The 19,442-nt window shown below is 59.8% G+C and carries 21 protein-coding genes, 1 tRNA gene and 1 other RNA gene; 16 read left to right on the forward strand and 7 right to left on the reverse strand.

Annotated elements, in window-relative coordinates; genetic code table 11:
* The 8 genes from U9R81_RS19235 to U9R81_RS19270 all read left to right on the forward strand — a co-directional run.
* Positions 1–74 (forward strand): hypothetical protein (locus U9R81_RS19235; protein ID WP_322495331.1); only part of this gene is annotated, 74 nt, incomplete at its 5' end.
* Positions 75–194: 120 nt separating this feature from the next.
* Positions 195–374 carry a preprotein translocase subunit SecE gene (gene secE / locus U9R81_RS19240; protein WP_245668954.1) on the forward strand — a complete coding sequence of 60 codons (180 nt, stop codon included), beginning with the start codon at positions 195–197 and terminating at the stop codon, positions 372–374.
* 24 nt (positions 375–398) lie between these two features.
* A complete protein-coding gene (nusG, locus tag U9R81_RS19245; protein WP_322497028.1) occupies positions 399–956 on the forward strand; it encodes a transcription termination/antitermination protein NusG in 558 nt (185 codons plus the stop codon).
* A gap of 83 nt (positions 957–1,039) precedes the next feature.
* The gene (rplK, locus tag U9R81_RS19250; RefSeq protein ID WP_322497029.1) at positions 1,040–1,465 is read left to right on the forward strand and encodes a 50S ribosomal protein L11; all 426 of its coding nucleotides are present in this window, start codon (positions 1,040–1,042) and stop codon (positions 1,463–1,465) included.
* Between the two features lie 57 nt (positions 1,466–1,522).
* The gene (rplA, locus tag U9R81_RS19255) at positions 1,523–2,236 is read left to right on the forward strand and encodes a 50S ribosomal protein L1 (protein WP_322497030.1); all 714 of its coding nucleotides are present in this window, start codon (positions 1,523–1,525) and stop codon (positions 2,234–2,236) included.
* A gap of 224 nt (positions 2,237–2,460) precedes the next feature.
* Positions 2,461–3,003 carry a 50S ribosomal protein L10 gene (rplJ, locus tag U9R81_RS19260; protein ID WP_066787813.1) on the forward strand — a complete coding sequence of 181 codons (543 nt, stop codon included), beginning with the start codon at positions 2,461–2,463 and terminating at the stop codon, positions 3,001–3,003.
* Positions 3,004–3,101: 98 nt separating this feature from the next.
* On the forward strand, positions 3,102–3,500 hold the full coding sequence (rplL, locus tag U9R81_RS19265; RefSeq protein WP_322497031.1) for a 50S ribosomal protein L7/L12: 399 nt from the start codon (positions 3,102–3,104) through the stop codon (positions 3,498–3,500).
* Positions 3,501–3,590: 90 nt separating this feature from the next.
* Positions 3,591–6,548: a hypothetical protein gene (locus tag U9R81_RS19270; protein WP_322497032.1), complete on the forward strand. Its 2,958-nt coding sequence runs from the start codon at positions 3,591–3,593 to the stop codon at positions 6,546–6,548.
* A gap of 56 nt (positions 6,549–6,604) precedes the next feature.
* Here U9R81_RS19270 and ffs read toward each other — a convergent pair.
* Positions 6,605–6,703, reverse strand: an RNA gene (gene ffs / locus U9R81_RS19275) — signal recognition particle sRNA small type.
* A 90-nt stretch (positions 6,704–6,793) separates the two neighbouring features.
* Here ffs and U9R81_RS19280 point away from each other — a divergent pair.
* Complete coding sequence (locus U9R81_RS19280) at positions 6,794–7,441, forward strand: hypothetical protein (RefSeq protein ID WP_322497033.1); 648 nt, start codon at positions 6,794–6,796, stop codon at positions 7,439–7,441.
* 106 nt (positions 7,442–7,547) lie between these two features.
* Here U9R81_RS19280 and cdd read toward each other — a convergent pair whose 3' ends face one another.
* The 4 genes from cdd to U9R81_RS19300 form a co-directional block, all read right to left on the reverse strand.
* Complete coding sequence (cdd, locus tag U9R81_RS19285; protein WP_322497034.1) at positions 7,548–7,958, reverse strand: cytidine deaminase; 411 nt, start codon at positions 7,956–7,958, stop codon at positions 7,548–7,550.
* Positions 7,939–9,291 (reverse strand): hemolysin family protein, encoded by a 1,353-nt coding sequence (locus U9R81_RS19290; protein ID WP_322497035.1) that lies wholly within the window; start codon positions 9,289–9,291, stop codon positions 7,939–7,941. Before U9R81_RS19290 ends, cdd begins: the two co-directional genes overlap by 20 nt.
* A gap of 88 nt (positions 9,292–9,379) precedes the next feature.
* Positions 9,380–10,318 (reverse strand): ribose-phosphate pyrophosphokinase, encoded by a 939-nt coding sequence (locus U9R81_RS19295; protein ID WP_322497036.1) that lies wholly within the window; start codon positions 10,316–10,318, stop codon positions 9,380–9,382.
* A gap of 150 nt (positions 10,319–10,468) precedes the next feature.
* Positions 10,469–10,542 (reverse strand) — tRNA-Gln (locus U9R81_RS19300).
* A gap of 115 nt (positions 10,543–10,657) precedes the next feature.
* Between U9R81_RS19300 and ettA the strand changes: the two genes are divergently transcribed.
* The 3 genes from ettA to U9R81_RS19315 all read left to right on the forward strand — a co-directional run bounded on the left by ettA (position 10,658) and on the right by U9R81_RS19315 (position 14,438).
* On the forward strand, positions 10,658–12,334 hold the full coding sequence (gene ettA / locus U9R81_RS19305; protein WP_322497037.1) for an energy-dependent translational throttle protein EttA: 1,677 nt from the start codon (positions 10,658–10,660) through the stop codon (positions 12,332–12,334).
* Between the two features lie 133 nt (positions 12,335–12,467).
* Positions 12,468–12,599 carry a hypothetical protein gene (locus U9R81_RS19310; protein WP_322497038.1) on the forward strand — a complete coding sequence of 44 codons (132 nt, stop codon included), beginning with the start codon at positions 12,468–12,470 and terminating at the stop codon, positions 12,597–12,599.
* A gap of 3 nt (positions 12,600–12,602) precedes the next feature.
* Positions 12,603–14,438: a hypothetical protein gene (locus U9R81_RS19315; protein ID WP_322497039.1), complete on the forward strand. Its 1,836-nt coding sequence runs from the start codon at positions 12,603–12,605 to the stop codon at positions 14,436–14,438.
* Here U9R81_RS19315 and U9R81_RS19320 read toward each other — a convergent pair.
* Entirely contained in the window at positions 14,414–14,554 is a 141-nt protein-coding gene (locus tag U9R81_RS19320) for a hypothetical protein (protein WP_322497040.1), read from the reverse strand. The two genes, U9R81_RS19315 and U9R81_RS19320, sit on opposite strands and share 25 nt — an antisense overlap.
* 216 nt (positions 14,555–14,770) lie before the next feature.
* On the opposite strand from U9R81_RS19320, the gene U9R81_RS19325 reads away from it, so the two are divergent.
* The 4 genes from U9R81_RS19325 (at position 14,771) to U9R81_RS19340 (ending at position 18,864) form a co-directional block, all read left to right on the forward strand.
* Positions 14,771–16,120: an acetyl ornithine aminotransferase family protein gene (locus tag U9R81_RS19325; RefSeq protein WP_322497041.1), complete on the forward strand. Its 1,350-nt coding sequence runs from the start codon at positions 14,771–14,773 to the stop codon at positions 16,118–16,120.
* A gap of 126 nt (positions 16,121–16,246) precedes the next feature.
* Entirely contained in the window at positions 16,247–17,674 is a 1,428-nt protein-coding gene (locus U9R81_RS19330) for a serine/threonine protein kinase (RefSeq protein WP_322497042.1), read from the forward strand.
* A 28-nt stretch (positions 17,675–17,702) separates the two neighbouring features.
* Positions 17,703–18,302: a GNAT family N-acetyltransferase gene (locus U9R81_RS19335; protein ID WP_322497043.1), complete on the forward strand. Its 600-nt coding sequence runs from the start codon at positions 17,703–17,705 to the stop codon at positions 18,300–18,302.
* 10 nt (positions 18,303–18,312) lie between these two features.
* The gene (locus U9R81_RS19340) at positions 18,313–18,864 is read left to right on the forward strand and encodes a hypothetical protein (RefSeq protein ID WP_322497044.1); all 552 of its coding nucleotides are present in this window, start codon (positions 18,313–18,315) and stop codon (positions 18,862–18,864) included.
* A 7-nt stretch (positions 18,865–18,871) separates the two neighbouring features.
* Here U9R81_RS19340 and U9R81_RS19345 read toward each other — a convergent pair whose 3' ends face one another.
* A complete protein-coding gene (locus U9R81_RS19345) occupies positions 18,872–19,354 on the reverse strand; it encodes a transcriptional repressor (RefSeq protein WP_322497045.1) in 483 nt (160 codons plus the stop codon).
* Between the last annotated feature and the right edge of the window lie 88 nt (positions 19,355–19,442).

A 19,442-nucleotide genomic window follows, 5' to 3' on the forward strand; every position in this document is an offset into this window, starting at 1 on the left:
AGAGTCTCCGCTTCGCCATTCGCGAGGGTGGCCGCACCGTCGGCGCTGGCGTCGTGACCAAGATCCTTGATTAACGCCTGAGGCCGGATTCGCTGGGCTGCCGGTGGCCTTGCCGCCGCCGGCAGCTTCAAAGTGAAGGGTATACAATGGCCGTGGCCAAAGATACAGAGCGCGACATTCAAGAAAACATCCTCGTGCGCACGTTTCGCGAGACGCGCAGCGAGTTACGGCAAGTCGTTTGGCCAAGCCGTGAAGAGACGATTCGTCTGACGGTGCTCGTGATTGCGGTGTCGTTGGTGATCGGGTTGCTGCTGTTTATTGGTGATTCGATCTTTACCTTCCTCTACACGAGCCTCGTGAGCCTCGTCCAGTAAACTGTTCGCGAACAGGGGCTGCCCATGTCTGAGGAAAAAGAGAAAGAGGCTGATGATCGGCGCTGGTACGTGATTCACACGTACTCAGGCTACGAGAATAAAGTGAAGCAAAATCTGGAGCATCGCATTGCTTCGATGGAGATGCAAGACCAGATTTTTCGCGTCATTGTGCCGACTGAAGAAGAGATTGAAATCAAGAATGGCCAGCGCCGCACGGTCAACAAGAAGATCTACCCCGGTTATGTGTTGGTGCAGATGCGCCTGACCGATGACTCGTGGTATGTGGTGCGCAATACGCCGGGTGTGACGAGTTTTGTCGGGCATGGGAATAAGCCGACCCCGCTTGAGGATGAAGAGGTAAAGGCCATCCTGCGCCAGATGGAGGGCGAAGCGCCGAAGGTGCGCGTCAGCTACCAAAAGGGGCAGGCCGTCAAGATTATCGATGGCCCGTTCACCGATTTCGAGGGTATTGTCGATGCGATCGACCACGAGCGGGGCCGCGTGCGGGTGCTGGTCTCGTTCTTCGGTCGCGAAGCGCCGGTGGAACTTGACTTCTTGCAAGTGACCCGGTTGGTTGAGTAAGAATATTCCGTTATCCGTGACCTCGCCGGCTGCGCGAGGGAGGGAAGCATTTCACAGCTTTCCGCTATGTAAGGAGTAGTGTTGTGGCGAAGAAACTTGTCGCAGTTGTCAAGCTGCAATTACCGGCCGGCAAGGCGACGCCAGCGCCGCCCGTTGGCCCGGCGCTCGGCCAGTACGGCATTAATATCATGGCGTTCGTGAAGGAGTATAATGAGAAATCGGCTTCGCAGGCCGGCAGCATTGTCCCGGTCGAAATCACGATCTACAGCGATCGCTCCTTCGTCGCGCGCCTGTTGACGCCGCCGGCTGCTGATCTGTTGCGTAAGGCTGCTGGCATTCAGAAAGGTGCGAGCAATCCGAAGCGCACGACGGCGGGGTCTATTACTCGTGCCCAGTTGCGCCAGATTGCCCAGCAGAAGCTGCCCGATATGAACGCGAATGATATCGAAGCGGCGGAACGGATTATTGCCGGCACTGCCCGCAGCATGGGCATCAAGATCGTTGAATAAGCGTTGTTAGTTGGTGGGAGGATCAATCGATCCGCCATCACCACCCGGAGTGTTACCATGCCAAAGCACGGAAAAAAGTATCTCGCCGCGCTGGCGAAGGTTGATCGCTCGCGTCTCTATACCCCAGCCGAGGCGCTGGCGCTGGTGAAAGAGACGTCGTATGCCAAGTTTGATGCGACGGTCGAAGCGCACTTGCGCCTTGGCATCGATCCGCGTCACGCCGATCAGAATATCCGCACGACGGTTGCGCTGCCCCACGGTACCGGCAAGACGGTGCGAGTGCTCGTCTTCACGCAGGGTGAGGCGGTGCAGGCAGCACTCGATGCCGGCGCTGATTACGCCGGGAGCGATGATCTGATTGCCAAGATCGATCGCGAGAATTTCTTTGATTTCGATGTGGCGATTGCAACCCCCGATATGATGGGGAAGGTTGGTCGCATCGGCCGCAAGCTTGGTCCCCGCGGTCTGATGCCGAACCCCAAGAGCGGTACGATTGTGCCGGCTGCTGATCTCGCTCGCACGATCCGCGAAGTGAAGGGTGGTCGTGTTGAGTTCCGCAATGACAAAACTGGCATTCTGCACGTGGCGATCGGGAAGGTAAGCTTTACCCCGCAGCAGTTGGCCGAGAATTTTGTCGCCTTGATGGATGCGGTCAAGGCAGCGAAGCCGAGTGGTGCGAAAGGAACGTATATTCGCACCGTGACCCTGACCAGCACGATGGGCCCCGGTGTGCCGGTTGATCCGGCAGCGGCGCAGACCTTTAAGCCGTAATAGGTGAATATATCTCGTGGCTGCCTGAGACAGCCGGTGAGCATGCGCTCCTAATGGCCCCGTTGGGCCGCCGGCCGAGGTGGCGTCTGAGGTGCGATAGCCGTGAGCGTTGCGCTCGCTCTGTCGATTGTGCGCAGTGTTTGGCTGCGCTCATCTCGGTCGCTCGGTCTCAGGACGCGAGCGACCGTTTTTATTGTGACTTCAACAGAGAGGAGGTGAGATAGATGCCAACGCAGCGCAAAATTGAAACAGTGCATGAGCTAACCGAGAAGCTGAGCCGCGCCCAGTTGGTGGTGGTGGCCGACTATCGCGGCGATGGTCGCGGCATGAGCGTGGCTGATATGACTGAACTGCGCCGGAAGCTGCGCGAGCACGGCGGCGAAGTTGTGGTGGCGAAGAATACGCTGCTCAAGATTGCCGCCAATCATACCGGTCGCGAGGCGCTTGATTCGTTGCTCTCCGGCCCCACTGCGGTGACCTTTGCTTACGATGATGCTGGCAAGGTGGCCAAGGCGCTGCTCGATTATCTCAAGTCTGGCAACAAGAGCTTTACCGTCCGTGGCGCGTTGCTCGGCAAGACGCTGCTGCCAGCCGATGCCCTCGAGCAGGTGACGAAGCTGCCATCGCGCGAGCAGGCGCTGGCGCAGGTGGTCGGCGGAATCGCAGCGCCGGTTTCCGGTGTGGTTGGTGTGCTCAACGCCGCGATCTCCAATGTGCTGTACGTCTTGCAGGCCCGGATTGATCAATTGCAGCCGCAGAATTCGTAATGCGTAGCGGCACAAGGTTGCTGTGCCGTTGGGCACAGCAACCCTGTGCCCGTACAGGGAATAAGGTTATTAGTACTACATAAAGGAGTATACATACCATGTCGAAGATCGATTCGATTATCGAGATGATCGAGGGCCTGAATGTCCTCGAGCTGGTCGAGCTGAAGAAGAAGATGGAGGAGAAGTGGGGCGTGACCGCAGCGGCGCCAGTGATGGCGATGGGTGTGGCTGCGCCGGTGGCTGCCGCCGGTGACGGCGCTGCCGCTGCTGCTCCGGTTGAGGAGAAGACTGAGTTTGATGTCATCCTCAAGGAGGCTGGCCCCAACAAGATTCAGGTCATTAAGGTCGTGCGCGAGCTGACCAGCCTTGGCCTGAAGGAGGCGAAGGATCTAGTTGAGGGCGCGCCCAAGCCGGTGCGCGAGGGTGTGAGCAAGGAAGAGGCCGAGGCGGCCAAGGCCAAGCTGACTGAAGTCGGCGCTGTGGTTGAGGTGAAGTAAGCCGGTTTGCCGCACCTTTGGGTTGGTACGGGCACAGCACTGCTGTGCCCGTACACTGTTTTTGCAAGGGTGTGGTATAGTACATACCCGATGACGCCAATAGTACCGCGCGCCTTTCGCGCTGTCGAGCAATTTAGCGAACTTTACGCCACCGTCGCGCCGGCGTTGCGCGCGCAGCAAGAACGGGTGCAGGCATGCTTGCGCTCGGCGATTGACCGGCCGGCGTTGCTTAATGCTGTGGTCGCCACGGTGCGCGATCAGCAAGGCATTGTCGCCCTCAAGGCGCCGATCGGCGCTGGCGCAACCACCTTGCTCTGCCAATTGGCGGTGCGCTACGATTGGCCGCTCTGGTTAGCCGATGATGATGACGGCGGCGGCGCGCTGGCGTTCTACGCCCAAATAGCTGCTCTGCGCCGGCCCTCGCTTCCATTGATCGATCCAGCGGCGCTGACTGATCCGTCCGCTTTTGAACGGCTGTTGGCCGAGGTGGCCGATCCTTCCCAGCCGTTGGTATTGCTGGTCAGCGCTCCCGACCGCGATCGGCAGCCGTTACGCTCGTTACCCCTGTCATTGCCGTTTGATCTCCCTGCCGGTGTGACGCTGGTGATGCACGGTTCATTGCCGGTCGAACCGGATGCGCGTCTCGTTTTACCTGCTGCTGATCGTGAGTTGATCCAAACCCAGACGGCGTTGCTCGAACGGCGCCATTGTCCGCCGGCATGGCGCGCGCCGTTGCTGGCCGCGGCGCAGGGGAATCTGCTCTACTTGAGCTGGGCTGAACGCTGGCTCCATCTCGGGTTGCTCACGAGCGCCGATCTGCCTGCCGATTTGAACTATTTGCTGCTGGACTGGTGGCGAGCGCTGAGTCCAACCGAACGGCGGCTGGCGGTGTTGCTGGCTGCGAGCGGCGAACCGGTGCCAGTAGCGGCGCTGGCTGAGATTAGCGCCGAGCATCCGCATTTGGTGCTCGATCGGTGGGAAGAGCAGGGACTGGTGCATATCAATCTTCGTCGCTTGAGCGATGAAGATTCCTTGTTGCTGGTGCGTTATGCTCATCGCGCCGTGCGCCTTTTTCTGGCGCGCCACGTGCCTCGCGAGATGGATGCCGCTCACGGTGAATTGGCGCAGTGGTGCGCCGAACGCTTGCGGCGCAATCCCCTCGATCCGGTGAACCGGTACCTTGTGCGCCAACTAGCGCGCCATACCGCGCTGTGCCCGCCGGCTCAGCGACCGGCTTATCTGCCGACTGCCGACCAAACTACGTGGTTGCGCGAACGCGAGTTGCGCGAAGGACTGGTCGGCGCGTTACGCGATGCCGGGTGGATGCTGCACGATGCCGCGCATGGCCCGCCGTTAGCCTTAGCCCGCACCGCAGCAATCACCGGTACCCTCGCGACCCGGGCTCGCCAACTGAGCGGTGAAGTGGTGACGGCGGCATTCCTCACTGCGGTTCAAACCGGTGGTCGCGAGGGCAGCCTGCGCCGGGTGACGGCCATTGTCGAGCAGTTGCCCGATGGCGTGCCGAAAGCCGCGGTGCTGCGCCAGCTCGGCGAGGCGTGCTATAGCGTCAATATGCGCAGCGCCGCAATGCGGCTGCTCTCGCGCGCGCTCGATCTTGAGGCGCAACCGGTGTCACGGGCATGGTGCGATGCGCGCGATCAGGCAATCGAGGCCTTGGCCACGGCGTGCCTAGAAGCGGGTGATATTGAGCGGGCCTTAGCGTGCGCTGAACAGATCGATCTGCTTGAGCGGCGTGCTCACGTTGAGACGCTGGTCGTGCGCCGGTTATTGGCCGATGGCCAGTATAATCACGCATGGCGGCTGTCGCGCGCGATTCTGCACGAGAACCGGGCCGCATGGGCGCAGGCTGAGGTAGCGGTTGCGTTAGCCCGAATCGGCGATCCACGGGGCGAGATGCTGCTCGAAGAATTGAAGGTGGAGACGGCGCGGGCATGGGCCGAGATCGAGTTGGCATGTGACCTCGCGTTGCGCAACGAAGAGGCGGCGTTGCAACGTATAGCGGCCTTGGCTAGCCCGCATCAGCGTGATCGGGGCTTAGCCCGCCTTGCCCGGGTCTTTGCGTTGGCTGAGAAGGACGGTGATGCGCTGGCTGCCGCCGAACGGATTGGCAACCGCGAGTTGCGGGTAACGACGCTGCTTGAGTTACGGTTGTTGTTACAAGGGTTGGTCGCCAATCTTGCCACCGAGCGCGCAACGCGCGAGATCGATGCTTTGCAAGGCGAGGATCGGCCGATCTTGCTTGCGGCCTTGGCTTCGGCTCACGCTGCCATTGGCCGTAAGGATCGGGCGCTGGCGATTGCGTATCAGTTAAGCGGTGAAGAATTGGAGCGCGCCTTGTCGCGGGTTGCGGTAGCCTGCGCGCAGGCCGGTGATTACGCCGGCGCGCAAGAGGTGTTGGCCGCGATGACCGATGATGATGAGCGTGACTGGGCCCGCGACGAGATTGCGCGCGCTTTGGCCGCTATCGGTGATTGGGTGGCGGCGAGTGCGCAAGCCGCGGCGATTGTGGCTGAAGACCAACGGGCGCGTACCAGCGCTGATCTGGCGATTGCGCGCGCGCGGGCCGGTGATGTGCTCGTGGCCGTCGATATGATCCGCGCAATCGAGGTGGCTGCCGAACGCGGGCGGGCGTTGGTTATGATTGCGCCGTTGTTGGTAAACACCGATACCGGCTTGGCCGACCGTTTGGCTGAAGAATTGCTGGCTGGCGAAGCGCGCAATCGTTACCGCGCAGCCTTGGCTGTTGCGCTTGTCGAGCATGGCGATGTGACAACCGCTGCCACTATTGCGCGCCGGATTCGCCGCCGCAATGAACGGGTGCGCGCTGAATTGGCGATCGTGGCGGCGCTCGATCCTGCTGATCCAATGACCTTGCACCGGCTGGCGAGCACGTTAGGCAAGGCGGCCATTGGGCGCGAGGAAATGTTTCATGCGCTGAGCTTCGTTGTGCCGATGTTGCAGCGCATGGGTGGTACGCCATTGTTGGCCGAATTGGCAGCGGCGATTGTCGCTGATGATCGCGCTTAGCGTATCCGGCTTTCAGCTAGCCGGCAGCATCGACCCCTATCCGTTTCACCTCTGCCAAAAACAAAGCGCCGCGAACACCCAGAGGAACTCGCGTACCGTTGCTACCTCTCGGTCCTGGCGGGGTTCCGCAAGTATCTGCCGTTCGCGGCACTAGTTCATTATACCCCAAAATCGCGATTGCGCAACTCTTGCATCTACGAATGAGCGTGGTATTATTCGAGACAACTGTAGTTGTAGGAGGACGCATGAGCAACGAAACCACGCCTCGCCCCGTCAAGCGTTACGCGCGCATTGCCCCCCTCTACAAAGCGCTGATCTGGACATCGTTCATCATGAACGCAGTGCTGCTGGTGGCGCTGGGGATTGTGATTGGGATTTTGGTGATGAACCAGCGTCAAGTGGCGCAATTGGCCGAGAATTTGCCGGTCTTCGCCGCCAATAATCTGGCTGAGCTGCAAGATGTCGTGAACCATCTCGAGTCGGCGACAATTGTTTACACAGTGCCGCTGAGCACGCGCTTGCCAATCGAGCTGGATGTGCCGATCAACGGCGCAACGATTATGACCGAGCGCAATGTCGTGAAGTTGACCGAGCCGGTTTCGTTGCAGGCGCCAGCCCAAATCGCGTTTCCCGGCGGCGGTGGCAATCTCAATGCCAGCGTGGCGATCGTGTTGCCCGCCGGGCTTGAGTTGCCGGTCGATTTGAATATGAATGTCAAGCTGGTGACATCGATCCCGGTTGAACTTGATGTGCCGGTAAACATCCCGCTTGCCGAGACTGAACTGGGGCCGCAGTTCACCCGGCTCAGCGCGATTGTCGACCGGCTGGTTGAACCGGTCGCGCCGCTGTTGCCGATGCCGGCGACCCCACCGGATAGCAGCAAGCCGCAATAACATCCAACCGTGATGTGTTCATCAAGATAATGTTCGCGGCCAAAGGCAGTGTCACCCGATGGATGGCGGCAGGGTAGCTGCCGTCACCCATTACTGTCGCCTGCGCTCACTCCCCACGCAGTTGTTCAGGACCAAAACCGTAGGGCAACAACTCAGCCGGCGTGGTGAGTCGGCGTTCGCTTGCATCGGCGTTGATCAGAATGATCTGCGCGTGCGGCGCTAGCTCAAAGATCACCTGCCGGCACGCGCCACACGGGCTGGCGACGGTAGCGGTCGGCGTCACCACCGCTAACACCGTTACCGGCCCGGCAGCGGCCATGTGCGCGCTGAACAGTGCCACCCGCTCGGCGCAGATGGTCAGCGGGTATGAGGCATTCTCAATGTTTGCGCCGCTAAAGATTTGCCCATCCGCCGTGAGGACGGCTGCGCCAACGGCAAACTGCGAATAGGGCGCGTAGGCGCGGCTTTGGGCCGCCAACGCGGCGGCCACGAGTCGATCAAGGACTGCTTGATCCATGCGCTTCTTTGGTCAGCGGCAACATAGGCTTCTCGGCCTCCGCCGGCGCTGCCGCCTCTACCTCTGCCGGCGTTTGCCGCACAATGCGCAACCGTTCAGCGCGGATGCCTTTCAATGAGAGTACCGTGATGGTGACATCACCGCACGTCACCTCATCACCCACCCGCGGAATCCGGCCTAACTGCTCGTACACCAAGCCGCCAATCCGGTCGGCAGTCGTTTCCGGGAATTCGACTTCCAGCAATTCGGCCACATCATCAATCGGCACGCGGGCATCGACGATAAACTCACGCGGCCCCACTTCCACAATCGCCGGCTCTTCGGTATCGTACTCGTCGCGGATTTCGCCCACGATCTGCTCGATCAAATCCTCTAGGGTGACAATGCCGGCGGTGCCGCCGTATTCATCAACCACGATCGCCATGTGAACGCGCCGGCGTTGCAAATCTTCCAAGAGCGCCTTGACCTTCATCGTCACCGGCACAAAATAAGCCGGGCGCAGCAGGTCGCGCAGCGGTGTATCGCGCTTGCCGTCGCGCAAGACGGGGATGAGGTCTTTGGCGTACAGAATGCCGACCACATTGTCGATCGTCTCTTCGTAGACCGGAATGCGCGAGTGGCCGCGAGTGATCGCCATATCGAGCGCGCGATCAAGCGAGCTATTGACTTCGAGCGCAGCCACATCAACCCGCGGGATCATAATCTCGCGCACCAGCGTGTCGCCAAAATCCATCACACCCTCGATCATCTCGCGCTCTTCGTGCTCGATCCAACCCGCCTCTTCACCGGCGCTCATCATCAGGCGCAGCTCTTCTTCCGTCACCAATGGCGTCGGCGGGGCCGGTTTGCCGCTCAAGAGGGTGAAAATGGGGCGGGTAATGGCGTTGATCACGGCCATTAACGGCCACAAGATCGTGGCGACGATCACCAGCGGGCGGGCCAGCACCAGCACGGTGGTGTCGGGGTTGCGGCGCGCGAGCGCCTTGGCCACCACTTCACTGAGCAACAGAATCGCAAACAGCAGGGTGGCTAGACCGCCGATCATCGCGTTGGCGCCATACAGCGCGGTGAGTTGGATGGTCAGCGCGGTCACGGTGATGGTCAAAACGGTATTCAGAAAGATAATGGCCGACTTGATCCGGTATGGTTCGTCGAGGAAATGGGCCGTGAAGCGGCGCGAGCCAAGACCAGCCGAGGCGAGCAGGGCGCTCAGGCGCGGGCGACTCACCGTCATCAAGACCGTATCGGCTGCCGAGGTAATGCCGAGGAACATGAGGCACAGGCCAATGCCGATCATCAGCGAACTAGGGCCGGGGTCCTCCAAGCGAATCATCCTCCTTTCCGCGGAACAGAGTGGCGCGCATCACTCTGCGGGTGCGCCCGAACGCTCCGTTGCCTTCGGGCGCAGCATTGCCGCATGGTTACGAAAACAGCGCGCTCAGCGACAGATCTTTGTGGATCCGCATAATCGCTTCGGCAAACAGCGGCGCGACGCTGATCGTGCGCACCCGCGCGGCAGTTGCCTCAGGCGGTTGGGGAATGGTGTTGGTGACAATCGTCTCGATCAGATTAGATTTAGCGATCAGTTGCAACGCATTATCGGCGAAAATGCCGTGCGTCGCGCAGGCGTAGACGGCGCACGCGCCGCGGGCTAGCAGGGTCTGGGCCGCTTCGATCAGCGTGCCGCCGGTCGAGATCATATCATCGACGATGATGGCCGTCTTGCCCTCGACTTCGCCAACCATCTCGATTACTTCGGCGGTGTCAGGTTCGAGCCGCTGCTTAGCGATAATCGCCAAGCCGGCCCCGATCCGTTCGCGGAAGCGGTTGGCTCGCCCCACGCCGCCGGCATCGGGCGAAACGACGACCGGATTGGGCAGATTCAGCTCGCGAATATAGTCGGCCAAGAGCGGTGACGCCTGCAAGTGATCGACCGGAATGTCGAAGAAACCTTCGATCGCTGGCGCGTGGAGATCCATCGTCAACACCCGGTCGGCGCCAGCGGTGCGGATCAAGTTGGCGACTAGCTTGGCCGTAATCGGCTCGCGCCCTGATGTCTTCTTTTCTTGCTTGGCATAGCCGTAGTATGGAATGACCGCCGTCACCCGCGCTGCTGACGCGCGCCGGAAAGCGTCGATCATAATCAACAATTCCATCAGATGGTGATCCACTGGCGTGCAGGTGGGCTGGATCACAAACACATCGCAGCCGCGCACATTGTCGTGGATCTTGACCCGCGTCTCGCCGTTCTTGAACGTGCCGACCAGCGCCCGTCCCAGATTGATGCGCAGGTTGCGGGCAATCTCTTGCGCTAACGCCGGGTTGGCGTTGCCGGTGAAAATCAGCAGGCGACCATCCATGATGCAGTCGTTCTTTCTTGAATAGAAACGCGCAGCGAGCATGCTCACTGCGCACATATCAATTGGCCGAGCCAGAAATCCTGACCACCATCGCCGAGAGCAGATTGTGTGGGTTCAGTCGTTTCATTGCCTGTGGCACGGTTGTTGCTGTGGCTGCCGGGCTAGGACTCGAACCTAGACTAACGGATCCAAAGTCCGCTGTGCTACCATTACACCACCCGGCATCACGCTGGGTATTATACCATAAGCTTGAAATTGTGTTGTCAATCGCGCGCTGTATTTGGTTGACCGCTCTATGCTACACTAAGAGCGGTATCACCCAACTCAAGGAGTGCTCGCATGACCGATACTCAAAAGATCATCTTCTCGATGTACCGGGTGGGCAAGGTGGTGCCCCCCAATCGCGAAATCCTGAAAGATATCAGCCTCTCGTTTTTCTATGGGGCCAAGATCGGCGTGATCGGCGCCAATGGTTCAGGCAAGAGTTCGCTCTTGCGGATTATGGCTGGTCTCGACCAAGATTACAACGGTGAGATTACCCGCGCTCCCGGCTATACGGTTGGCTTGCTCGAACAAGAGCCGCACCTCGACAATGCCAAGACGGTGCGTGAGGTGGTTGAAGAGGGCATGGCCGAGACGGTGGCTCTGCTGCGCCGCTACGACGAGATCACCGAGCAGTTTAACAACCCCGATGCCGATTACGATGCGCTGATTGCCGAGCAGGCCGAACTGCAAGACAAGATCGATCACGTTGACGGCTGGAATCTCGATAGCCGGCTGGAATTGGCGATGGACGCGCTGCGCTGCCCGCCGGGAGATACGCCGGTGGCGGTGTTGTCGGGCGGTGAACGCCGTCGGGTGGCGCTCTGCCGGTTGCTATTGCAGCAACCCGATATTCTGCTGCTCGATGAGCCGACCAACCATCTGGACGCCGAATCGGTGGCGTGGCTGGAACGGCATCTGCAAGAGTACACGGGTACTGTGATCGCGGTCACGCACGATCGCCACTTTCTCAACAATGTCGCCGGCTGGATTCTCGAACTCGAACGCGGGCAGGGCATTCCGTGGCGCGGCAACTATTCGAGCTGGCTTGAGCAGAAGCGGCAGAAACTGGCCGAAACCGAAAAGGCCGAATCGCAGCGCCAAAAGGCTCTCCAGCGTGAGTTGGAATGGATTAATATGGCCCCCAAGGGCCGCCATGCCAAGTCGAAGGCGCGTATCGCCGCCTACGAGCGTCTGCTCAGCGAGAGCCAAGATCAGCGTGATCGCGAGCTGGAAATCTACATCCCGCCAGGCCCCCGCCTCGGCGATCTGGTGATCCGGGCCACCAATGTGACCAAAGCCTACGGCGACAAACTGCTCTATGAAAACCTGAGCTTCGATGTGCCGCCGGGAGCGATCGTCGGCATTGTCGGCCCCAACGGCGCCGGCAAGACAACCCTCTTCCGCATGATCGTCGGCCAAGAGCAACCTGATAGCGGCACGCTCGCCGTTGGCGCTTCCGTCAAGCTCGGCTACGTCGATCAGAGCCGCGAGGTGCTCGATCCCAAGCAAACGGTCTGGGAAGCGATCACCGAAGGGAACGACCAGATTGTGCTGGGTGGGCGGCAAGTCAACTCGCGCGCCTACTGCGCTCGCTTCAATTTTAGCGGCAGTGACCAGCAGAAACTGGTGGGCAGCCTTTCGGGCGGCGAGCGCAATCGGGTTCATCTTGCCCGCATCCTCAAGTCGGGGGCGAACGTCTTGCTGCTCGACGAGCCGACCAACGATCTCGACGTGCATACCCTGCGCGCGCTGGAAGAAGGGTTAGAGAACTTTGCTGGCTGCGCGTTGATTATCTCGCACGACCGCTGGTTCCTCGATCGCGTCGCTACCCACATTCTCGCCTTTGAAGGCGATAGCCAAGTGGTGTGGTTCCCCGGCACCTATTCGGAATACGCTGCCGATTATCGCCGCCGCAAAGGGGCCGAGGCCGATCACCCGCACCGGATTGTCTACCGTAAATTGACGCGGTGATGGCGACGGCGGGGGCGCACTGACGTAGGGGCGCACGGTAGTGCGCCCCTACGTAAATATCTTTTCACTGTATTTCCTGTGGGCGCGTGCTACAATCGCAATGAAGCGACCTTTTAGAGGGAGGGGGTGCGCGATGCGTTCGCTCGTCACGTTCCTGATCGCGGTACTGTTCGCCGGTTGCACGTTGCCCTTCGCCGAAGCGCCTACGCCGACCGCCACCCTGACTCCATCGCCACGCCCGACCCGCACGCCGCGCCCGGTGTAAGTGGTGACGCCATTTCCGGCGCTGACGCCACCGCCAATGATGCCAAGCTTCTATGGCTTTGACCCCGAACGGGCGTTGGCAGCACCGTTGCTTGAGGTCAATTCGGCGCAAACCGTTCAATTCGATCAGACCGGGATCGCATGGTTCCGCATCAACTTGCAGACCGGCCAAGCGTATGAACTGTTTACCGCTAATCTTTCCGACGGCCTCGATACCACCTTAGTTATCTTCAACCGTGCTGGCGACGAAGTCGCGTTTGACGATGATTTTGAAGGCTTCGCGTCGCGTATTATCTATCTGCCGGATGAATCAGCGACCTTCTTTGTGCGATTGGACAGCTTCTTATCAGTCTCTTCTGCCGGAGCGTCCTGTCTGTTGCATTTACGCACTTTGGCGTTGCCACCTCCTGATGCCTTTGAACCCGACGATACGCAGGCACAAGCGCGCCCAATTGCGCTCGACGAAGTGCAGAATCGCACGTTTACCCATGCCAAGGATATTGATTGGGTGCGCTTTGAAGCCCAAGCTGGCCAGATCTATCTCTTCCGCACGCTCGATCTAGGTGTAGGAGTTGACACGATGTTGTCACTATACAACGAGCGTGGCGAGGAGTTGGCCTATAACGACGACGCAGAGGACTTGGCCTCGATTATCGTCTATGGCAGCGATACCGATGCGACCCTCTACCTTAAGGTGTCAATTTATACCATACAACAGGTAGATATACCGTACCGGTTGGTGGCGACCATCTTTACCCCGGCGCCGCCGGATGCTTACGAACCGGACAATGAACTGGCCGCGGCGCGCCCAATCGCAGTAAGCGAAATGCAAAACCGCACCATCAGCGATCCACGTGATAGTGATTGGTTGGCGCTTGAGACACGTGCTGGCTATGCCTACCGTATTATGTTGCGGCTTGAAGGCCGGGGAGCCGATCTCGCTCTCGTGTTGACTGACGCTGCCGGCAACGAGCTGGAGTCTGGCGTCTATCTTGATGATCTGAGCCGTGATCTCATCTATTCAGCGGACATCGACGCGACGAGGTTTGTCGCAATTCGCCCATCCTACTTCCGCAGCAATGATACGCGCTACAGCGTGCAGGTCGAAGCAGTGCCGCTGATTGCTCGCGAGGCCTTTGAGCCCGACGATCTGCCGGCGAATGCCGGTTTGCTTGTTGAGGGTGAGACGCAACTACGCACGGTTCAAGATTCATCTGACGTTGATCTGGTGCAGGTGCAAGTACAGGCCGGCAAGGCGTATCAATTTGTGGCAACGTATGATCCCTATACAGTGTGGCTATCACTCGATCTGCTTGATAGTGAACGAGAGGTTATTGTAGACGCTGATTTCGTTCAAACTGACAATGGCCGTCAGATTCGCTATCTGGCAAACGCCGATGCGATCCTCTATCTCCAAGTAACTGCGTATGATGTGCAATTAGGCGGCGCGAGCTATCAATTGTCAATGGAAACGATTCCTTCGCCGCAGCCCGACGCCTACGAGCCGGATAACGACCTCCAGAGCGCGCGTCCGATTGAGATCGGCGCCACCCAACAACACAATTTCATCGGTCGTAACGATGAAGATTGGCTGAAGCTCGATTTGCAGGCCGGCCAGACCTATATCATTGAAACGTTTGACCTTGCTAGCGACGTAGATACGGTTATCGAACTGTTTGATGCGCAGGGCCAGTCGCTCGCGATGAATGACGATAGCGATGGTTTCGCATCGCGAATCGAGTTCCGCCCGCCGCGCAGTGCGATCTATTACGTGCGGATTACGAATATTGGCGTCGCCATGTTTGGCGCCACCTATCAGGTGCGGGTCAGCGCGCGGTAGCCGGTTGGCGTAATGCGTTGCCCGATGCGCTCGCCTCTTGTCATTGCAAGCCGCGCGTAGGGGCAGAGCGTCGCTCGGCCCGCGCGCAGCGCAGCCATTGCAATGCGCTCAGGCATAGGTTACGCTAAAGCGGGAGATTACTTCGGTCGGGTGGCGCCCGCTGCGCTGGTCGCCACCACTCCCTCGCAATGACCGGAGGGGCGCTACGCGCCCGCGCAATGACAGAAGCTACCCTTCGCTCCCTCGCTATGCCCCTGCCTTGACGCCCTTAGCGCATGTCGGCTACAATATTTAGTCTGCAACTATCGTCACGATCTGCAAAGGAGCGCGTCATGACTGCTCATACCGACACGGCAAGGATGCCTGCTGAGTATATGCCCGAACCGGCGCCCGGCCCACGCGCGCAAGCGCTGGTGGCCCGCGATCGCGAAGTGATTGCGCCGTTGGGGCGCGTGTATCCGCTCGCCATCGATCATGCGCAGGGTTGTGAAGTGTGGGATGTCGATGGGAACCGGTTCCTCGATATGAATGCGGGGATTGCCGTGCTGGCCGCCGGTCATTGCCACCCGCGTCTGATCAAGGTGGCGCAAGAGCAGTTGCAGCGGTTTACCCACATGGCCGGCACCGATTTTTACAACGAGCCGATGGTGCGGGCTGCCGAGAAGCTGGTTTCGCTCATGCCCGGTGGCAAAGATTGGCAGGTCTTTTTCACCAATAGCGGCACCGAAGCGGTCGAGGCGAGCATTAAATTGGCCCGCTACGCCACCGGTCGCCAGAACATTATCGCTTTTTACGGCGCATTTCACGGGCGTAGCTACGGCAGTCTCTCGCTGACGGCCTCGAAGCCGCGCCAACGCCGCGGTTTTTTTCCGCTCTTGCCCGGTGTTAGCCATACCTATTACCCGAATTGTTATCGCTGCCCGATTAATCTCCAGTTTCCGTCGTGCGAGATCGCGTGTCTCGATCTGATCGAGCGCACGCTCTTCAAGACTACCACGCCCCCCGAAGAGGTGGCGGCGATCATTATCGAGCCGATTCAGGGCGAAGGCGGTTATGTGGTGCCGCCTCCCGGCGCGCTGGCCCGCCTGCGCTCGATCTGCGATCGCTACGGTATCCTGTTGATTGTGGACGAAGTACAGAGCGGTGTTGGTCGCACCGGCAAAATGTGGGCCTTCGAGCACGAGGGCATTGTGCCTGACATTGTGGCCTCGGCCAAAGGGTTGGGCGGCGGTTTGCCGCTGGGTGCTATGATCGCGCGCACCGAATTGGCTCGCCGGTGGCAACCCGGCTCGCACGGCAATACCTATGGCGGCAATGGCCTCACCTGCGCCGTGGCGTATGAATTGCTCTGCATGGTCGAAGAGGAATTGATGGCGAACGCGGCGACGGTTGGCGTGTATCTGCTCGAACAATTGCAGGCGTTGCAGCAGCGCTTCCCGCAGATTGGTGCGGTGCGCGGGCGCGGGTTGATGATCGGGGTCGAGTTTGTTGATGGCCAAGGCAATCCTGCCGGCTCACTGGCCGATGCCGTCATGCAGGAGAGCTTCCGCAAGGGGTTGCTGGTGTTGACCTGTGGCGCTTCGACCATCCGGTTCTGCCCGCCGCTGACGCTCACAATGGCGCAGGCTGATGAGGCTGTGGCCCGGTTTGCGTTGGCGATTGAAGCATGCGTTGCCGGCTAAGATCGCGCCGCCGATGATGCATAGTTGGCGTCTTAGCGGTATACTGGTAAGAGAGCATCATCTGACTAGCACAACTGTGATCAGGCAGTGATGACTGCGGGTACGCCGTTTTGATGGATCAATCGCATGACCGCTCCTGAAGCGACAAAGGAACCAATCCTCTTTGGCCGGTATCGTGTTCACGAAGCGCTTGGTGAGTCACGGTTGGCTGTGGTCTACAAGGCGACCGACTTACGTCTGCAACGGACGGTCTTGGTCCATCTGTTGCGCAAGGAATTGCGCGATAATCCGCGCAAACGAGCGCAATTCATCGCTGAGGCTACCCAGAGTGCGCGCCGTTCGCATCCGGTGTTGCTCGAGGTGTTTGATAGCGGTGAGAGTGGCGATCGGCCCTTTGTGATCACCGAAGCGGTGGAGGGCCGGCCTTTGTTTGGCATCGGCGCCTTGAGTGTGGCGCAGGCGCTCTTGATCGTGCGGCAAGTGGCCGAGGCGATCGCGCTCTGCCAGCGCCACCGCTCGGCTGAATTGCCGCTCGGTCTTTTTCATCCGCCGATCAGCAGCGCCAACCTCTTGTTAATTGGCGATGGGCAGGTTAAGTTAGTAGACGGCTGGTTCTTCGCTCCGGCGCTGTTTCCAGCCGATCTGGCCCACTATCGCGCACCCGAACTGAGCGCCGGCCAGCCGCCGCAGCTTTCCAGCACGGTATACGCGTTAGGCATTTTGCTCTTTGAGCTGATCACTGGCCAGCGCCCGGTTCACGGCGACGATGCGCAGGCCACCGCGCTGGCCCATCTTACCCAATCGGTGCCGCCACTAGCCCGCGTCCGCCCGACGATGTACCTGCCATCGGTGGAACGGCTGATCGCGCAGGCGACCGCTCGCGATCCGGCCCAGCGTTTCCCCGATGCGCAAGCATTTGCCTTGGCGATTAACGACCTCTGGCGCGAGCTGACCGTGCAGACCCGCCGGTTAGTGGTAGAACCGGCGGCTCCGGCCCGTCCTCCTGTCGATCGCGCGGCCCAGCGCCAACTGGCAACGCCGCCGGCAACCCCTCCTGCCCGTCCAGCGCCAACCCGGCCAGACGATCTGCGCAGCCGGGTGAGCCGTGCGCTGACCAATTCCTTTGACATCGACCAGTTTCGTCGCTATAACTTAAGCCGGAGCGTGATGGGTTGGGTGGTCATGGTTACGCTCTTGCTGATAGTGGCCGGGGGGTCATTTTGGGCCGTGACGTGGGCGATCGGGCGGTTTAGTGGGGGCGAAGCGCCGCGCTTGCCCGATCTGCCGGTGTGGTTGTTGCCCGATCTGAGCTGGCCGGGTAACGCTGCTCCTGAACTCTATGTGGTCAATATTGCCGAAGGGTTGAATCTCCGGTCGGCGCCAAACGCCCAACCTAACAACATTATCACTGTTGTGCCCAATGGGGTGGTGGTGCGCAAACTGGAAGGGCCAGTGATGGCCGATAATATCCCGTGGCTTAAAGTGCAGGTTGAGCTCAATGGCCAGACCATCGAGGGCTGGATGTCGCTCAACTATTTACGTCCGCAACCGTAGGAGAGAGATGGTGTTAGAGGAAGCGGAAATGCGTGAATTGCTCGGCGAGCGGGTTCGCATTCGGCCATGGCGGCGAGCCGATACGCTGATGCAAGAGCGCTGGCCGCGTTATAGCGAACCGTTCAGCTCATTGTGGAATATTCCGCGCCCATACCAACCCGTTCAAGATGATAGTCATTGGACGGGCGCGACTGAGGCGTGGGCGATTGATCTGCAGTCAGGCCCACTTATCGGGCGCATCTCGTTGCGCGAGATCGACCGGGAATGGCAGTCGGCCCGGCTAGGGATTTCGTTGTCCCAGCCGTATGTCGGGCAAGGGTTAGGCGGCGAGGCGTTGCGCCTCTTTCTCGCCTACTATTTTGGTTCGCTCGGTTATCAGCGGATGGTGCTCGATGTCGCTGCTTTTAATCTGCGCGCGGTACGATGCTATCAGCGGCTCGGTTTTGTTGGCGTAGGCAGTGAATGGCGGCGGATTGGTAATGAACCGGTGCTTCGCTTGTTGGATGATCAACAGTACCAACACCTGCGTCCCCATTTTCGGCGCAACCGGTTTGATGCGCAGGTTGAATTTTACGAGATGGAATTGACGCGCGAGGCGTGGCTAGCTGCAGGTGGCTCGTTGATATAGGGAGAAAACAATGTCACTTATCGCCGGAAATCTTGCTATCGTCCAACGCCTGCTCGACGGCGATCAGATGGTATGGGCTGTGATTGGTGGGGCGGCGGCACATCTGTACGGTGATCGGCGTCCGCTCAACGATGTGGATATTCTGGTGCAGCGGGGTGCGTTGCCGCGGATCATCCACTTGCTGCAACAATCGCATAAAGCGGTGCAATCGGATGGTTCGCGGGTGATCTGGCGCGGGATCAAGTTATTTGAAGATTTGACGGTGCGTCGCGGCGCTGCTAACCACCCCTTCTGGCTCGACGAGCCGATGCAGCGCCACCGTCGCCGGATGCCATTGCTCGGCGCGCAAGTCTATGTCGCTGCGCCGGAAGATATTGTGGCTCACAAACTGCTGTTGCAGCGCGGGCCGGAACAAGGGAAGAACGATATCAATGATGTGGCCGGGATTATCCGGCGCTGTCAACTCGACGTAACGTACCTTGAGACACGCCTCAAGACTATGGGAGCGCTTGATATTGTTCGCTCCCGCTTAAGTGAGTTTGGGGTGGTGTTGCCGTCGTAACGGTACGCTACGACGACGAAGCTTTCGCTTGGCATTGGGCGCAGCGGCCAAACAATTGCAGCAAATGCCCCTCGACGCTAAACCCAGTCTCTTTGGCGACACGGGCCAGCATCTGTTCCAGATCACAGCCTTCAAAACTGATGACTGCGCCGCATTGGGTGCAAACCAGATGGTGAAGATGGCCGGGATGGCAGGGCACGTACCCTTCTTCGCCGACCGAACCGTGGATACGGGCCAACCAACCGCTCGCGTGCAGTTGCTCGATCGTGCGATAGACGGTAGCCCGTCCCGGCGCCTCGTTGTGCGTACAGAGATCGGTGTAGAGCTGCTCGGCGCTGAACGGCGATCGGTACGATACGATCGTCTCGATCACGCGGAGGCGGGGGCCGGTGATGCGCAGGCCGCTGCGTTGCCATGCGGCGCGCACGCCGCTTAACCAAGCTTGGGTATCGAGTGGTGATTGCAGCGATGAAGATATGGAGACTGCCATAAGTTACTTCCCGTGTAGTCAACGTGCGAGGGTAGCGCAGCATACGAGCCGCTGCAACCCTCGCACGTTATCCGTACCGTTTCTGGCA

Source organism: Chloroflexus sp. (assembly GCF_034435895.1).
Lineage (GTDB): Bacteria > Chloroflexota > Chloroflexia > Chloroflexales > Chloroflexaceae > Chloroflexus.

Excerpts from the sequence above, each read along its gene's own strand:
- U9R81_RS19340 (WP_322497044.1), top strand. The coding sequence starts at position 18,313 with ATGTCACTTATCGCCGGAAATCTTGCTATCGTCCAACGCCTGCTCGAC.
- U9R81_RS19290 (WP_322497035.1), bottom strand. The coding sequence starts at position 9,291 with ATGATTCGCTTGGAGGACCCCGGCCCTAGTTCGCTGATGATCGGCATT.
- U9R81_RS19325 (WP_322497041.1), top strand. The coding sequence starts at position 14,771 with ATGACTGCTCATACCGACACGGCAAGGATGCCTGCTGAGTATATGCCC.
- U9R81_RS19335 (WP_322497043.1), top strand. The coding sequence starts at position 17,703 with ATGCGTGAATTGCTCGGCGAGCGGGTTCGCATTCGGCCATGGCGGCGA.
- U9R81_RS19320 (WP_322497040.1), bottom strand. The coding sequence starts at position 14,554 with ATGCCTGAGCGCATTGCAATGGCTGCGCTGCGCGCGGGCCGAGCGACG.
- cdd (WP_322497034.1), bottom strand. The coding sequence starts at position 7,958 with ATGGATCAAGCAGTCCTTGATCGACTCGTGGCCGCCGCGTTGGCGGCC.
- U9R81_RS19280 (WP_322497033.1), top strand. The coding sequence starts at position 6,794 with ATGAGCAACGAAACCACGCCTCGCCCCGTCAAGCGTTACGCGCGCATT.
- U9R81_RS19330 (WP_322497042.1), top strand. The coding sequence starts at position 16,247 with ATGACCGCTCCTGAAGCGACAAAGGAACCAATCCTCTTTGGCCGGTAT.
- rplL (WP_322497031.1), top strand. The coding sequence starts at position 3,102 with ATGTCGAAGATCGATTCGATTATCGAGATGATCGAGGGCCTGAATGTC.
- nusG (WP_322497028.1), top strand. The coding sequence starts at position 399 with ATGTCTGAGGAAAAAGAGAAAGAGGCTGATGATCGGCGCTGGTACGTG.
- rplJ (WP_066787813.1), top strand. The coding sequence starts at position 2,461 with ATGCCAACGCAGCGCAAAATTGAAACAGTGCATGAGCTAACCGAGAAG.
- U9R81_RS19270 (WP_322497032.1), top strand. The coding sequence starts at position 3,591 with ATGACGCCAATAGTACCGCGCGCCTTTCGCGCTGTCGAGCAATTTAGC.
- U9R81_RS19310 (WP_322497038.1), top strand. The coding sequence starts at position 12,468 with ATGCGTTCGCTCGTCACGTTCCTGATCGCGGTACTGTTCGCCGGTTGC.
- U9R81_RS19345 (WP_322497045.1), bottom strand. The coding sequence starts at position 19,354 with ATGGCAGTCTCCATATCTTCATCGCTGCAATCACCACTCGATACCCAA.
- rplA (WP_322497030.1), top strand. The coding sequence starts at position 1,523 with ATGCCAAAGCACGGAAAAAAGTATCTCGCCGCGCTGGCGAAGGTTGAT.
- U9R81_RS19295 (WP_322497036.1), bottom strand. The coding sequence starts at position 10,318 with ATGGATGGTCGCCTGCTGATTTTCACCGGCAACGCCAACCCGGCGTTA.
- ettA (WP_322497037.1), top strand. The coding sequence starts at position 10,658 with ATGACCGATACTCAAAAGATCATCTTCTCGATGTACCGGGTGGGCAAG.